This window comes from Nostoc sp. DedQUE02 (assembly GCF_034531035.1).
Taxonomy (GTDB): Bacteria; Cyanobacteriota; Cyanobacteriia; order Cyanobacteriales; family Nostocaceae; genus Nostoc.
The window spans coordinates 20,480-35,095 of record NZ_JAVRBY020000015.1 but is presented as its reverse complement, the minus strand read 5'-3'; the positions used below and the strand labels follow the sequence as shown (position 1 = coordinate 35,095).

The window sequence follows — 14,616 nt, the reverse complement described above, 5'->3', positions numbered from 1 at the left end:
TCCCTAGTCTCTATTCCCCAGTACCTAATAAATATGAACTCTACAACCAAATCTAAGGAATTTGAACAATACTATTCGGGGACACTTTCAGATTATGTAACTGCGATCGCTTGGTCGCCACAAGGTCAAACTTTAGCAGCAACTTCCGCCGCCGGTGAAGTAGTTCTGTGGAATGATAGCGAACTCACAACCTTACAAACTGGTAACGGTAAATCAGTAGACTGTCTAGCTTTTTCACCAGATGGAAAATTTTTAGCCGTTGGCGGACAAGATGGACAGGTGAAAATTTGGCGGGATAGTAAATTAATCGCTACGTTGGAAAATGCCCCTGCATGGGTTGATAAGTTAGCTTGGAATTACACCAGTAACCAACTCGCTTTTAGTTTGGGGCGTTACGTTCAAGTCTGGGATGCAGATACTCGTGAAGTTGTCGTGACGCTGAATTTTGATAACTCTTCAGTATTGGGTATAGATTGGCGCATTGATGGAGAATACTTAGCCATTAGTGGTTATAAGGGAGTCAAAATTTGGCATAGTCAAAACTGGGATGAAGAACCATACAACCTAGATATGACTACTGTCAGTTTAGCTATGGCTTGGTCGCCCGATGGCAAATTCCTCGCTTCTGGCAACATGGATCGTAGCGTTACCGTTTTAGAATGGAACAACCCTGATCCTTGGGTGATGCGTGGGTTCCCTGGTAAAATTCGCCAATTGGCATGGTCAGAAGCTATGACTAAAGTGGGTGCGCCAATACTCGCATCCTCCAGCGTTGAAGGTATTGTGGTGTGGGAAAAGCTAGAGGATGATAATTTAGGTTGGGAAGCGCGAGTTTTAACTAATCATGTGGGTGTGATCAATGCAATCGCCTTTGCACCCAAAAGCTTCCTTCTCGCTTCTGCTGCTGCTGATGGCTGGTTATGTTTGTGGAACAAAGCTAAGGAAGTATCCCAAATTATCACAGGTGTCTCAGCAGGATTTTCTACCCTAGCTTGGCATCCCCAAGGCAAGTTACTGGCCGCAGGCGGTGAACAGGGCGAATTAGTCGTTTGGTCAAAGGTTTTGCGGGGTCAAGGATTCGGGCGTAGTTAAACAATACTTGGTAATTAAAATTGAAGCTGGGCAATTTATTAGCTATGCTGTATCAGCAAAGCTATCTTCGTGTGAATTATGAACATAGTCAAACTGATTTTACTTGCCTGTCCTGCATTTCTGGTATCCATACTGCTGGTAGTCAATCCAGCAAACGCATCTAGCCTTAAATCTGCTTATGCTACCCAAATTACGACGGTAGTATCTACACAACAAATTCCCGATCTGGTAACACCAAAATTTACTCAAACATCCCATCCGATTACTGATAAACTCGGTTGCAATTGTGCCAACTGTGTTCAAGCTAAATTTCAGTCGTTACAAGGCAAGCTGCCATCTGTCGGTTTTTGATAAAGTTAGGAGTTATGAATATTTTCGGGGCACAGCATTGCTGTGCCCTTATTAATTTTATAAGCTTTTTGTACGTGGCGATCGCATCGGTTGCAGCATAATTATTTATCATATTCGCTAAAGGTCACGCCTGAAAAACGAGGTAGGAAAGCTGTTAGGTAAATTCCTAAATACTGAGAAAGCTGCTGGTAAGTCGGTGAAGTTGGTGCAATCGCCATCTGCACCCAAGCTGTTAAGCTCTTGTTAAAAGAGCTAGTCTGGGGATTAGAAAACTTGCTAGAGTGAACAGAGTTAGCCTTAATGTCTAATCCCCAAAACCTATACATCTCATGGATTTTGCTAATATTGCATCCCAGCTAAACGCTGGAACGATTTTACCAGAGGGGATTGTTATTCTCACCCTCTTGGGGGTTTTGATTGTTGATTTGATTTTGGGGCGTACATCTGGACGCTGGATTGGATATCTAGCGATCGCAGGTTTATTTGCTTCGATTGTCGCCCTATATTTTCAATGGGACTCTTCTAGTCCCATCGGTTTTACTGGTAGCTTTAACAGTGATGACCTGAGTATCGTCTTTCGCGGTATTATTGCCTTGTCTGCGATCGCGACTATACTGATGTCAATTCGCTACGTTGAGCAAAGCGGCACCGCTTTAGCAGAATTTATCGCTATTTTGCTGAGTGCTACTTTAGGAGGGATGTTTTTATCCGGGGCTAGTGAATTGGTGATGATTTTCATCTCCCTAGAAACCCTGAGTATCTCCTCTTATTTGTTAACAGGTTATACCAAGCGTGACCCCCGTTCCAACGAAGCGGCGCTGAAATACTTGTTAATTGGAGCTTCCAGCACAGCAATATTTTTGTACGGTGTATCACTGCTGTATGGACTATCTGGAGGACAAACCGAACTTAGTGCGATCGCTAATGGCATTGCCACAGCAAAAGTGGGACAATCTTTAGGTTTAGTGATTGCCCTGGTTTTTGCGATCGCAGGTATTGGCTTCAAAATCTCCGCCGCACCCTTCCACCAGTGGACACCAGACGTTTACGAAGGCGCTCCCACCCCAGTCATCGCCTTTTTATCTGTCGGTTCCAAAGCGGCTGGGTTTGCCTTAGCTATCCGTTTGCTGACAACAGCCTTCCCCCTTGTTGCTGACGAGTGGAGGTTTGTCTTCACAGCTCTAGCCGTTCTCAGCATGATCTTGGGTAACGTAGTCGCCCTAGCCCAAACCAGTATGAAACGGATGCTAGCTTATTCATCCATTGCCCAAGCTGGGTTTGTGATGATTGGCTTGATTGCTGGTACTCAGGCAGGCTATGCCAGTATGATATTCTACTTACTGGTTTACCTGTTCATGAACTTGTGCGGCTTTACCTGCATCATCCTGTTCTCACTACGCACAGGAACCGACCAGATTGCCGAGTACTCTGGTTTATATCAAAAAGACCCACTCTTAACACTGGGGTTAAGCATCTCCCTGCTTTCCTTGGGTGGTATTCCACCACTGGCTGGGTTTTTCGGCAAGATTTACTTATTCTGGGCTGGTTGGCAAGCAGGTCTTTATTGGTTAGTCTTGCTGGGCTTAGTTACCACCGTCGTCTCCATCTACTATTACATTCGTGTAGTCAAGATGATGGTAGTTAAAGAACCCCATGAAATGTCCGACGCGGTGAAGAATTATCCACAAGTGCGCTGGGATTTGCCTGGGCTAAGACCTTTGCAGGTGGGATTAGTGGTAACATTAATTGCCACTTCCATAGCAGGGATTTTGTCAAATCCACTGTTTACATTGGCGAACAATTCCATCTCCAATACCCCAATTTTGCAAGCAACAATCAACACTAATGTAAAAGCAGAAAATCCACTGCTTTTACCAAAGTTAGATTCGGTTAGTCAGTCTCAACCTTCAGCTGATTCTACTGCGAAGATTTAATAGCCTGAATCTCAAGCAAAGTTTGTATTCAGATACACGCCTGTTTGCTAATACGCAGACAGGCGTTTGTCATATATTTTAACTTTAAATTAAATTTAAAATTTATATTAAAAACAAAATTTTTTACTTTGAAACCTGAATTACAAACTAGAAACTACGAATTATTACATTACTATAATTTGCTACTATAGAAATCATATTTTATTTATGAAAAAATTTATTACAACTCAAAGAAGCTTCCTGACTATTGCCTATTGCCTCCTATAAAAATAAGTATGACTACGCCAATCTGCGCGAACAGAAATCAAATCGGATTGTGATATGAATATTTATTTTGATAAGAATAATTATAAAATTTTGTTATTTGCTAGTTTAATAAATAGGAATAGTGATTATAAACTCAGAACCTTTTCCTAACACAGAATTTACTTCTAGAGTTCCTTTATGTTTTTGGACAATTATTTGATAGGCAATTGATAATCCTAATCCTGTTCCTTTTCCTACAGCTTTGGTCGTGAATAAATGGTCAAACATTTTTTGCTGAACATCAACCGATATTCCCACCCCATTATCTTTAATCCGAATCAAGGCATGATTTGTATCTTTAATTAGGGCAGTATGAATTGTAATTTGATTGGGATTTGCTTTAATATCATTAAAAGTCAGCCCAGAGTTAGACTCTTCTAAGGCATCAATAGCATTTGCCAATAAATTCATAAATACCTGATTTAGTTGCCCTGGGAAGCATTTTATTAGAGGAATTTCGCTGTAATCCTGAACTACTTGAATAGCAGGACGAATCTTATTAGCTTTCAAACGATGCTTAAGAATGGAAAGAGTACTGTTAATACCTTCATGAAGATTAAATAGAACTTTTTGTTCTGTATCTGCTCTAGAGAAAGTTCGCAAGCTGTTGCTAATGTTGGAAATACGATCTGTACCTTCTCTCATTGAGGAAATTAATTTAGGTAGATCCTCGCGCACATATTCTAGATCAATCACTTTGATTGTTTCTTGAATTTGCTCAGATGCTTTAGGATAGGTTTGCTGATAGAGGTCGAGGAGATGTAATAAATTCTGAATATACTCTTTAGCCGGAGTCAGATTACCTGCTATAAAGCCAACTGGGTTATTAATTTCGTGAGCTACATCCGCAACAAGACTTCCTAAAGTAGACATTTTATTCTGCATTATTTGAAGATTAAAAAGCATCGTTTCTAGTTCATAGCTTCTTTCTTCTAAATTTTTTTGATAGTCCTTTAATTCATCAATTACTTTCTTGAGTAAGGATTCTTTTTTTTTATTTATATCTTCGAGCTTTATCCGGTCGGATTCAGAGCGATCCAATTTTTTTTGGAGAATTCTATTCGCTTTTTTTAATTCCTTAATTTCTTGCTGATAATTTACGATTTCCATCAACTTTTACCGAGTTCCTAAAACTAAAGTTACAAACGTTTCATTATGAAATTGTGTCTGGCTAATTCGATCTATAGGAGCAATCTCTCCATAAGAATAAAATCCACAGGCTGGTAAATAATCAGTCAGACAAAGTTTCGTATTCTGGTATTCTTTTTGTGCCTTCATACCAAGTATTTGCCGACGGGCTACACATGAAAAAAACAAAACAGCACTTGGTTCTGCACTGGGATAATTCTCTAAGGCATTCATGAATGAAGCTTTGGAAGCTGCCAGAATATCTTCATAAGCTGCTTCTGAGATTTGAATAATTGCCTGATCGGGAATATCTCCAAAAAAAGTGATGCTACCAGATTCTTGATTGTAAGAAATAGGTGCCCTTATATAAAAATTATCTCCATTCTGATCAAAGACTGCTAGCGGATATTCCATTGAAGGAGGAAGCAAACCTAGATAATGTTGATAAAAGTCTAAAGCTGGCTTATCATCTATTTCATAGAGTATGTTCTTATCTACCTTAGTGACTTTGCTTTTTTGACCGATAGGATGCCAACCACTCGCAACACCGTGGGAAAACAATATTGTGCCGGAAAAAAGCAGAATTGGTACAGAATCACTTAATACTTCTGTTTGAAAAAATTGATATGTATTTTGATATCTTGACTGATCGCCTGCTAAACCACCGAATATTGGCACATATTGACCAAGAGCTAGCTTTAAGCCATTCAATATAGAAACACCACTAGTTGTAAGGCTCTCTGGATGAGTTAAGCATAGCTTTGGAGGTGCGCTACTTTTTGCTTTGGCTTGCTCTACAGCTTGTTTAGTTGCAGTAATTGGATTATCTGAAACTTTGCGTCCAACTCCTGCATGAATTTCAACTTCGTCTGAGCAAAACAACATCAAAGTAATTGAGTCTTGCTGAAAATCTAAAACTGAAGAAATTTCTCCATCTGTTGTTCCACCAATCAACTCAATTTCTGGAAAAGCCTGATAAATTTGCTGCAAAATTAGAGAATGTTCAAAGTCAATTGCAGCAAAAAGAATTCCAGCTTTTGGTATATCTCTTGCAAGAGATCTGACACATTGCTGAAGAATTTCTTCAATTGCTGATAGCGAATCTGGATCGTTACTGTGACCTACTACTGCCTTGAACATAAATTTATCTATTATGTTTATAAACGCAATTTACTATGATTATTAAATAGGAAGCTTGATGATAAACTCTGAACCTTGTCCTAATGTTGAATTTACCTCCAGAGTTCCCCCATGTTTTTCGACAACAATTTGACGGGCAATTGATAATCCTAATCCTGTACCTTTACCCACAGACTTGGTGGTGAATAAATGGTCAAATATTTTTTTCTGGACATCATCTGACATTCCCAAGCCATTATCTTTAATCCGAATCAATATATGATTTTTATCTTCAGTAAGGCTAGTCTGAATTAAAACTTGATTGGGATTTGCTTCAATTTCTATATAAGTACGTCCTATATTAGACTCCTCTAAAGCATCAATAGCATTAGCTAGCAAATTCATAAATACTTGATTTAGCTGTCCGATAAAGCATTCTAACTCTGGCAAGTTATGGTAATCTTTAATTATTTGAATATCAGGACGCTCCTCAGATGCTTTGAATCGGTGTTTGAGAATCATGATTGTACTATCGATGCCATCATGAATGTTGCAAGAAACTTTGCGATCGCTATCTGAGCGAGAAAAGGTTCTCAGACTGGTACTAATGTCACGAATGCGCTGAACACCCTCTTTCATTGAGGAAATTAAGTTAGGTAGATCGGTAAGGATATACTTCAAATCTATCGCTGCAATTTCCTCTTGAATTTCTGGAAACGGATTAGGATAGTGCTGCTGATAGAGATCAATCAAGTTAATCATGTCTTGAAAATATACTGAAGCGTGTCCGAGATTGCCATGAATAAAACCAACTGGATTATTAATTTCATGAGCAACTCCTGCTACTAATTGACCAAGGGCAGACATTTTTTCGGTTTGCACAAGCTGAAGTTGAGACTCTTGTAAGTCTTTTAATGCTTTAGACAACGCTGCTGTCCTTTCTGCAACCCGTCTTTCTAAAGTTTTGGTGAGATTTCGTAATTGAAGATGGGTTTTAATTCTAGCTAATAATTCTTCTTCATGAAAAGGTTTAGTAATGTAATCAACCGCCCCTATATTTAAACCTTTTACTTTACTATCAGTATCAGAATTGGCTGTCATAAACATTACTGGAACATCACAGGTTAGGGGATTTTCTTTCAGCATTCTACAGGCTTCAAATCCATCCATGACTGGCATCATTACATCTAACAAAATTAAATCAGGCAATTTATCTTCAACAAGCTGGATTGCCCTTGTTGCATCATTTTCTGTAATAACTTTAAAGCCTACATTAGTTAAAATATCAAATACAATTTCTAAATTTGTAGTGGTATCATCTACCACTAAAATCAAATTATCCTCTGGTTGATCAAGTATTTTCATTCCTGGCTTATAATTCATGTATTTAAATTAATTTAACTTCTTGTTATTTATCCACTATTGCTCTGCGATCGCAGCTAATTCACCTCTATTTCATCGACGGAATGACTGACTTTCCTTCTAGTCTGACAATCCTATAGTTCCCAAAAACTTTGATAACAGCAACATTCTCACACCAAATAAAAGCAGCAAGTAGGGTTTCAACTTTACTTTGGCGATCATAGAGTTTTTCAGGAATTACGAAACGGTCTAATCTGAAATGTCTCTTACGCCTAATTCTAAGGGTGTAATATTTCCTGTTTCTTGCCACTGACTTTGATCCACCTCGAAGCCATGCTTTAAACTCAAAGCACTCTGATAGCGGTCTTCGGTATTTTTTGCCATTAGCTTGCTGATGATGTCAAATAAAATTAGTGGAATATTTGAAGTTAATTAGGCTGGCTTTTAGGAATTGTTTAGGAATGTGAGAATAAACTAACTCCATCGGATCTTTGATGGTGAAGGGTAAGTGTCCGGTGAGGAGTTAAACAATATCGGGTAAAACGCCGCTTTGGTAAACTTTAAAATAAATTTTATGCATCTATAAAACTTACGCAAAATTACAACATATAGGGGCAATCCATGAATTGCCCCTATATGTTGTAATTTCCTATTATTGAATTTTGCTGTCAACAATGATTTGTCAACATAAGTGTTTTTGAACTAACTATTTTTACCCGCTTTTAATCGGACACCCGTTATTAGAAACGGTGTATTTTTGGCTGCGATAATAATAACGAGCACAAATACTACTTGATTTTTTGTTTAATAAAAGTCACAACTTGAGTTAGCTGTTTCTTCAAACCATCAATTTCTGCTTGCATTTTGGCAATTTTCTCATTCAACGCATTGATTTCAGCGTCGGAGACTCCCCCGGTGCTAGGAGTTGCGTTGCTTGCCGCCGTAGGCATCGCAGCAGCAACACTAAGAGTTGCGTTGCTTGGCGCTGTAGGCATCGCAGTATTTGCGGCGCTAGGGACGGCTACCGTAGCAGTTGCTACTTCTAGTGTTGCAACTGCGCCATTTTTGACAGCAACCGTTGCTCCTACTGAAACTAGTTCTGGGCGTGGCTGTTTCGCCTTGGTCATAGCTAACTTAATCGCGCTAATTAGTTGCTTTTGATCGAAAGGCTTGCCCAGAAATTCAAAGTATTCAAAGGGTTCTGTGATTTTTTCCGTCACCTCTTCTTTGCGACCAGACATGATCACCAAAGGAATTTTCCTTAATTCAGGATCGGCTTGAACTTTTTGGAAAACCTCCCAGCCACTCATTTTAGGCAACAGGAAATCCAGCATAATCAGGCTGAGTTTTTCCTGAAGGATAAAATTTAGTCCTTCCAAACCATCTTTTGCTTCCAGTACCTCAAAATTGCCCGGAGGCAACATTTCTCGTACTTTTACCCTGACAACTGTAGTGTCATCGATAACTAAAATCTTGTTGCTTGCCACGACTGTTTGCTCTAACCGAAACTTTAAGTGTAAATAGCGGCTTTGCCGATTGTCCTTGAGAATCCTCCCACTATATACAAAATTTCTAGCAATTGGGGGATAGTATATTTCGGTATAAATGACATTGCTAGAGGTGTTTTGCAAAACTTTTGTTCGCGCTCTTTTCAATTTGTGTCATGGTGATATTTAACCGACAGGCCAGTACATCTATATCCGCATCTTGCTTGGATGTCTATGATTTCGTCACAACAAGCCGACCTAAAGTCTGAAATTACGGCAATGCCTAGCTGGTTACGTCGCCCGATTGGCAAAGCCAGTGAAATCTCTACCGTACAACGTATTATTAAGCAGCGCCAAATTCACACGATTTGCGAAGAAGGTCGCTGTCCTAACCGGGGAGAGTGCTATGCCCAAAAAACTGCAACTTTCTTGTTAATGGGGCCTACTTGCACACGCTCTTGTGCTTTCTGTCAAGTAGATAAAGGTCATGCACCGATGCCTCTTGATTTAGAGGAACCCCAAAAGGTAGCCCAGGCAGTGCAGCTTTTGGGATTGCGTTATGTGGTGCTGACTTCTGTAGCCCGTGATGACTTAGCCGATCAGGGTGCAAGGCACTTTGTGGAGACGATCGCGACTATTCGCCAATTGAACCCAGAGACTCAAATTGAAGTGCTGACCCCCGATTTTTGGGGTGGTGCTGGTGTTGGCGAATCAGGTCAACGTCAACGAATAGGGATGATTGTCAAAGCCAAACCAGCTTGTTTCAATCACAATATTGAGACAGTGCGGCGGTTAACTGGGCCAGTGCGCCGGGGAGCTAAATACGATCGCTCGCTCTCGGTACTAGCTACGGTTAAAGAAATCGATTCGACAATTCCCACCAAATCAGGTTTGATGCTGGGACACGGAGAAACAGTTGATGAAGTCGTTGAAGCAATGGCTGATTTAAGGACTGTGGGGTGCGATCGCTTGACTATCGGGCAGTATATGCGTCCATCTTTAGAACATCTGCCAGTCCAAAAATATTGGACTCCAGAGGAATTCGATCGACTCGGCAGATTAGCATGGGAAATGGGATTTAACCATGTTCGTTCTGGGCCTCTGGTTCGCAGTTCCTATCATGCTGGAGAGGAGGGAGTGGGGAGTGAAGAGTAGGGGGCAGGGCAGGGGGCAGGGAGCAGGGGGAGATGGGGGAGATGAGGGAGATGAGGGAGAAGAAGAGAAGTTACAGTAAGTCTTTCCCCAATCCCTAATGCCCAATTCCCAATTCCCAATTTCCAAATTCACACAAATATTCTTAAAGAATTTGGGTATTTGGTACGCCAGTTTGGTATTTCTTAAAAAGTCATGACATTAGGAGAATCGGATTATGACCTCTAAAACAACGAAGAATCCTGCAGATTTACCAGTTGCCGACAGTGGAGCTAAACCTCCCTACGCCTATCGCACAGGCTGGGCAATATTCTTGTTAGCTATCAATTTCCTGGTAGCAGCCTGGTATTTCCACATTATTGAATAATTAGAAGTGGAATGGTGCTGCTCAAATCGTTCCTTTGAATAAACCTTTGGGACGAATGAGCAGCACCAAAATCATAATTAACAGTGCTACACCCTGTTTATACTGCGAACCCAGCCAAGGAGTGCTGATTTCTTGGACGATGCCAATAATAAAAGCTGCTGCGATCGCACCGTAGGGATTGCCAATACCACCAAGTATTACTGAGGTGAATAATGGTAAAATTAAAAACCATCCCATATTTGGGCGCACGGCTGTAATTAACCCATACATACTGCCGCCCAGTGATGTCAGAGTGCCAGCAATTAGCCAAGTCCAGAAAATTACTCGGTCAACATTAATACCTGAAACCCTGGCTAAGTCCAGATCGTCAGCAACTGCTCGCATCGCCTTACCAATTTTGGTATTTTGCAGCAGATAATGCAGCGCCAAAATTGCTAGCACCGCTAACCCTAATACCAATAATTGATTTTGCGGTATCTTTAAACCCAAAATATCTAAAGCCGGAGTAACAGGTAAATTATAATTTTGGTTCTTGCCACCCCAGATCAAAATAATCCCATTGCGAAGAAATAAGGCAAGCCCGATAGAAATAATAATTAGCGTAGTGGAAGTAGCACGGATAGAGCGCATCTTTGACCACAGTAACTTTTCTGATAACAGCATTGCTGCTACTGTTCCCGCCGCCGCTAGGATCATCGACAGCCAAATATTGACTCCAATGGTGTTTATCAGCCAAGTCAGATAGGCTCCTAAAGTTAGAAAATCACCATGAGCAAAGTTAGATAACCGTAAAATTCCATAAGTAAGAGTAAGTCCGACTGCCGCTAGAGCAATAATGCTCCCCACCGCAATCCCATTAACCATTAGCTGGGCGAATTGTGCGTCCATAAGTCTGAAGTTGCTTTTAAAAATTTTAGGTCAGCAGTTCATCCAATAATTTTTTTGGTTTAGCTGCTAAATTCCACATCATAAGTTATGGTTTATAACAACATAAGTTATGGTTTATAAATAAAAAAGAATTGTCGGCTAATATACATAAAATCCGGTTCGGATTTTTATGCGAAGCTAAACTTGTTCGGCGGTCTAGTTGACCATGCAGCAGTACTCAAGCTTATCAGACCAGAACTCACATATAGATGCAACGCCAAAACTTTTGACAACAATTGAGCAACTTCGCGCACAGCTGTGGCTGGAGAGCAGCTTAAACCAGTTGCAAAGTCGCCTTAATGATTGCCTACTTTCTGCTTGTCAGACTGTCCCACAGGCAGAAGCCGCACAAGCGGAAATTTTCCAAACTGTGGTTAACGAAATCAACAGTGCTATTCACAGCAGTAATCTGGCGGTTACAGATTGTGCCGTAGGCATTGCTCTGTTTCAACCACAAGAAGCTGTTGCTACAGTTTGCTATGTTTCTCATTCTCCATTCTCAAACTCACAACCTTTATTTCTAGAAGTGCTGACAGCAGAAAAAAAGCTGCTGTTAAGATTGCAAGAGGTCATAAAACTCGAAGATTTACAACACCTTGAGAATCAACAACTACCGAGTGCTTGGCGGTTAGCTGATGATTCTGGTAATGTCATGGGCTGGCTAATTATCGCCGTAGCTTCTCTAAACTCTGATCGTGAATCGCTCATAGAATCACAAGCTCAACTTAGATCGCAATTGATGGCAAGATGTGCCAAGTACTGTATTACAGCTTTGGCACAGCTTAGACACATCCTATCTTGGCAGCAACAGTATCAACAGTTAAGTAATTCTAATCAAGAATTGGAGCGCACAAATCAACTCAAAAATCAGTTTTTGGCAAACACTAGTCACGAAATTCGTACACCGCTTAGTTCTATTATTGGGTTTACTCATCTGCTTTTAGCTCCAGGGTACGAACCAACTAGAGAACGCCAGCAAGAGTATTTAAGTATCATTCGGTCTAGCGGCAAGCACTTACTAGCTTTAATCAATGATATTTTGGATCTCTCTAAAATTGAAGCAAATCAGCTAGAAGTACAGTGGGAAGCAGTAGATGTACCACTGCTATGTAGCAATGTTTTGGCACTGGTGAAAGAAAAAGCCGCTAATAAGGGTTTGAAACTGTGCTTAGAACTTGAACCCGATATTACAACTTTAGTAGCTGACCCCTTACGGCTCAAGCAAATGCTGTTGAATTTACTCTTCAACGCCTTAAAGTTTACAAGTATTGGAAGTGTTGGACTACGAGTTGCTCTCAAAGGTGGATTTGTGCATTTTACAGTTTGGGATACTGGCAGTGGCATTTCCCAAGAAGACCAAATTCAACTGTTTGAACCCTATTTCCAAATTGCCAAGGCTGTAGCTGATAGTGTTGAAGGTACTGGTTTGGGTTTAGCAGTGACTCGAAAACTCGCCCAAATTCACGGTGGTTCTGTGAAGGTGGAATCTGAAGTAGATCATGGCTCCCGTTTTACCCTCGTACTTCCTTTTAAGCAAGAAGTAGGAGTGGGGGGAGCAGAGGAAGCAGGGGAAGCAGAGGAAGCAAAATTTTCTTCATTTCCTTTGGCTTTCACGCCTAGCTCGTCTGTAGAGATTTTGCTGGTAGAAAATGATTTACCCAACGCTAATTTGATGCAAATTTATCTACGTAACTTGGGATATCAGGTGACTTGGGTTAAGAAGGCTACTGAAATGTGGGAAGCTTTAACACAGTTAGACCCAGCGTTGATTTTAATGGATGTTTCTTTGGCAGATGGAAATGGTCTGAACTTGGTGCAACAACTGCGAGAACATGAGCAATATCGGACGATTCCGGTAATTGTTCAAACAGCAATGGCAATGAAAGGCGATCGCGAAATCTGTCTAGCTGCTGGAGTAAATGACTATATTTCTAAGCCAATTGATTTACCACTTTTAGCCAGTCTGGTGGCTAAGTACAGTAAAGCACCAACTTCGGTTGATGGGGAGTAGGGAGTAGGGGATGAGGGAGCAGGGGAGGCAGGGGGAGCAGGGGAAGCAGGGGAAGAAATAACTAATAGCCCATGCCCCATGCCCCATGCCCCATGCCTCAAAAGTAATGACTACAATAGAAATTGTTGGGTGCTATAGGGTTTTGGCAGGATTAGGAAATGATGCTGACAGAAAAATTTGAGCAATTAAGAGCCTTATTTCAAGAAATGGAGCAGGCGTTGATTGCCTACTCTGGGGGCGTTGATAGTACTTTGGTTGCCAAAATTGCTTATGATGTGTTGGGCGATCGCGCTTTAGCTGTCACGGCTGTTTCTGCTTCGCTATTACCAGAAGAATTGGAAGACGCGAAAATTCAAGCTGCAACAATTGGGATTCCTCATAAAATCGTCCAGACTCACGAGATGGAAAATCCCAATTACACTTCTAACCCTGTTAATCGCTGTTATTTTTGCAAAAGTGAGTTGCACGACACTCTCAAACCTTTAGCTTTAGAACTGGGTTATCCTTATGTGGTGGATGGAGTGAATGCCGATGATTTGCATGATTATCGCCCAGGAATTCAAGCGGCTAAAGAAAGAGGGGCGCGATCGCCTTTAGCCGAAGTGGGTATCACTAAAGTTGAAGTTCGCCAACTTTCGCAACAACTCGGTTTACCTTGGTGGGATAAACCTGCTCAACCTTGCCTCAGTTCCCGGTTTCCTTACGGTGAAGAGATTACTGTCGCTAAGTTGCAACGAGTCGGTAGAGGAGAAATTTATCTACGAAAACTAGGTTGGCAGAATTTGCGTGTGCGATCAGAAGGCGATACAGCACGTATTGAATTACCACCAGAACAAATTAAAGAGTTTGTGTTGACTAACGATTTACAAACTTTAGTTTCGGCATTTCAAGATTTTGGATTTATCTATGTAACTTTAGATTTAGAAGGTTATCGTAGCGGTAAGTTGAATCAAGTTTTAAATAGGGAAGCCTTGGGCGTTAAAGTATAAAATTTTAGTTGTATACAGATAGAGTTTATTTCCCTTCTAGAGAAACTAGAAAGCAACCGTTAATCCTCCAGATATGATCGGGCTGTTTTTCCATGAAATATAAAGCCCTCAGAGGAACTCCATCAGGAGCAAGTAGCAGCACTGGTTGAGTTATATTTCCTTGGATGGTTGTTATTTTCTCAAAAAAGACAGACCGAGGACGGTATACTGCTGGGTAGCTTGTCTTAACCATCTGCATAAAATTTTCTGCGGTTCCGAATTGCGCTTGAATTGCGGGACTAGCGAAAGAAAAAGCGCTTTGGGCATCATCATTTTTAAAAGCTGCCAATTGGTATTCAATTACAGAACGTATATTGATGGCATCGGTATCAGTAACTTCCATAAATTAAAA

14 protein-coding genes and 1 pseudogene are annotated in these 14,616 nt (G+C 40.8%); 7 read left to right on the top strand and 8 right to left on the bottom strand.

The features are described 5' to 3' along the window. Positions 1–33: 33 nt before the first annotated feature. Positions 34–1,092: a WD40 repeat domain-containing protein gene (locus RMX98_RS14500; protein ID WP_322681063.1), complete on the top strand. Its 1,059-nt coding sequence runs from the start codon at positions 34–36 to the stop codon at positions 1,090–1,092. Between the two features lie 78 nt (positions 1,093–1,170). Further along, complete coding sequence (locus RMX98_RS14495; RefSeq protein ID WP_322681062.1) at positions 1,171–1,443, top strand: hypothetical protein; 273 nt, start codon at positions 1,171–1,173, stop codon at positions 1,441–1,443. Between the two features lie 101 nt (positions 1,444–1,544). Here RMX98_RS14495 and RMX98_RS14490 read toward each other — a convergent pair whose 3' ends face one another. Beyond that, the gene (locus tag RMX98_RS14490) at positions 1,545–1,769 is read right to left on the bottom strand and encodes a hypothetical protein (RefSeq protein WP_322681061.1); all 225 of its coding nucleotides are present in this window, start codon (positions 1,767–1,769) and stop codon (positions 1,545–1,547) included. Positions 1,770–1,772: 3 nt separating this feature from the next. Between RMX98_RS14490 and RMX98_RS14485 the strand changes: the two genes are divergently transcribed. After that, the gene (locus RMX98_RS14485; RefSeq protein WP_322681060.1) at positions 1,773–3,377 is read left to right on the top strand and encodes an NAD(P)H-quinone oxidoreductase subunit N; all 1,605 of its coding nucleotides are present in this window, start codon (positions 1,773–1,775) and stop codon (positions 3,375–3,377) included. Between the two features lie 372 nt (positions 3,378–3,749). On the opposite strand, the gene RMX98_RS14480 is transcribed toward RMX98_RS14485, so the two are convergent. The 5 genes and pseudogenes from RMX98_RS14480 to RMX98_RS14460 all read right to left on the bottom strand — a co-directional run bounded on the left by RMX98_RS14480 (position 3,750) and on the right by RMX98_RS14460 (position 8,779). Beyond that, a complete protein-coding gene (locus RMX98_RS14480) occupies positions 3,750–4,793 on the bottom strand; it encodes a sensor histidine kinase (protein ID WP_322681059.1) in 1,044 nt (347 codons plus the stop codon). 6 nt (positions 4,794–4,799) lie between these two features. Then, complete coding sequence (locus RMX98_RS14475) at positions 4,800–5,951, bottom strand: FIST signal transduction protein (protein WP_322681058.1); 1,152 nt, start codon at positions 5,949–5,951, stop codon at positions 4,800–4,802. 42 nt (positions 5,952–5,993) lie between these two features. Next, positions 5,994–7,295: a response regulator gene (locus RMX98_RS14470; RefSeq protein ID WP_322681057.1), complete on the bottom strand. Its 1,302-nt coding sequence runs from the start codon at positions 7,293–7,295 to the stop codon at positions 5,994–5,996. A 178-nt stretch (positions 7,296–7,473) separates the two neighbouring features. Continuing rightward, positions 7,474–7,815 (bottom strand): annotated as a pseudogene (locus tag RMX98_RS14465) (hypothetical protein); the annotation flags it as partial. Between the two features lie 265 nt (positions 7,816–8,080). Next, positions 8,081–8,779, bottom strand: coding sequence for a response regulator (locus RMX98_RS14460; RefSeq protein ID WP_322681056.1), 699 nt, complete (start codon positions 8,777–8,779; stop codon positions 8,081–8,083). A 234-nt stretch (positions 8,780–9,013) separates the two neighbouring features. Here RMX98_RS14460 and lipA point away from each other — a divergent pair, with 234 nt between their 5' ends. Beyond that, the gene (gene lipA, locus RMX98_RS14455; protein ID WP_322681130.1) at positions 9,014–9,934 is read left to right on the top strand and encodes a lipoyl synthase; all 921 of its coding nucleotides are present in this window, start codon (positions 9,014–9,016) and stop codon (positions 9,932–9,934) included. A 214-nt stretch (positions 9,935–10,148) separates the two neighbouring features. Next, positions 10,149–10,298 (top strand): photosystem I protein PsaX, encoded by a 150-nt coding sequence (locus RMX98_RS14450; protein ID WP_194041075.1) that lies wholly within the window; start codon positions 10,149–10,151, stop codon positions 10,296–10,298. Between the two features lie 21 nt (positions 10,299–10,319). On the opposite strand, the gene RMX98_RS14445 is transcribed toward RMX98_RS14450, so the two are convergent. Next, on the bottom strand, positions 10,320–11,186 hold the full coding sequence (locus RMX98_RS14445) for a branched-chain amino acid ABC transporter permease (RefSeq protein ID WP_322681055.1): 867 nt from the start codon (positions 11,184–11,186) through the stop codon (positions 10,320–10,322). 205 nt (positions 11,187–11,391) lie between these two features. On the opposite strand from RMX98_RS14445, the gene hrmK reads away from it, so the two are divergent. Together hrmK and larE are read left to right on the top strand one after the other, a co-directional pair. Continuing rightward, positions 11,392–13,236 carry a hybrid histidine kinase/response regulator HrmK gene (hrmK, locus tag RMX98_RS14440; RefSeq protein WP_322681054.1) on the top strand — a complete coding sequence of 615 codons (1,845 nt, stop codon included), beginning with the start codon at positions 11,392–11,394 and terminating at the stop codon, positions 13,234–13,236. A gap of 161 nt (positions 13,237–13,397) precedes the next feature. Further along, on the top strand, positions 13,398–14,225 hold the full coding sequence (larE, locus tag RMX98_RS14435) for an ATP-dependent sacrificial sulfur transferase LarE (RefSeq protein WP_322681129.1): 828 nt from the start codon (positions 13,398–13,400) through the stop codon (positions 14,223–14,225). Positions 14,226–14,250: 25 nt separating this feature from the next. Here the strand turns inward: larE and RMX98_RS14430 are convergent, their stop codons facing one another. Next, on the bottom strand, positions 14,251–14,607 hold the full coding sequence (locus tag RMX98_RS14430) for a DUF4864 domain-containing protein (protein ID WP_322681053.1): 357 nt from the start codon (positions 14,605–14,607) through the stop codon (positions 14,251–14,253). Between the last annotated feature and the right edge of the window lie 9 nt (positions 14,608–14,616).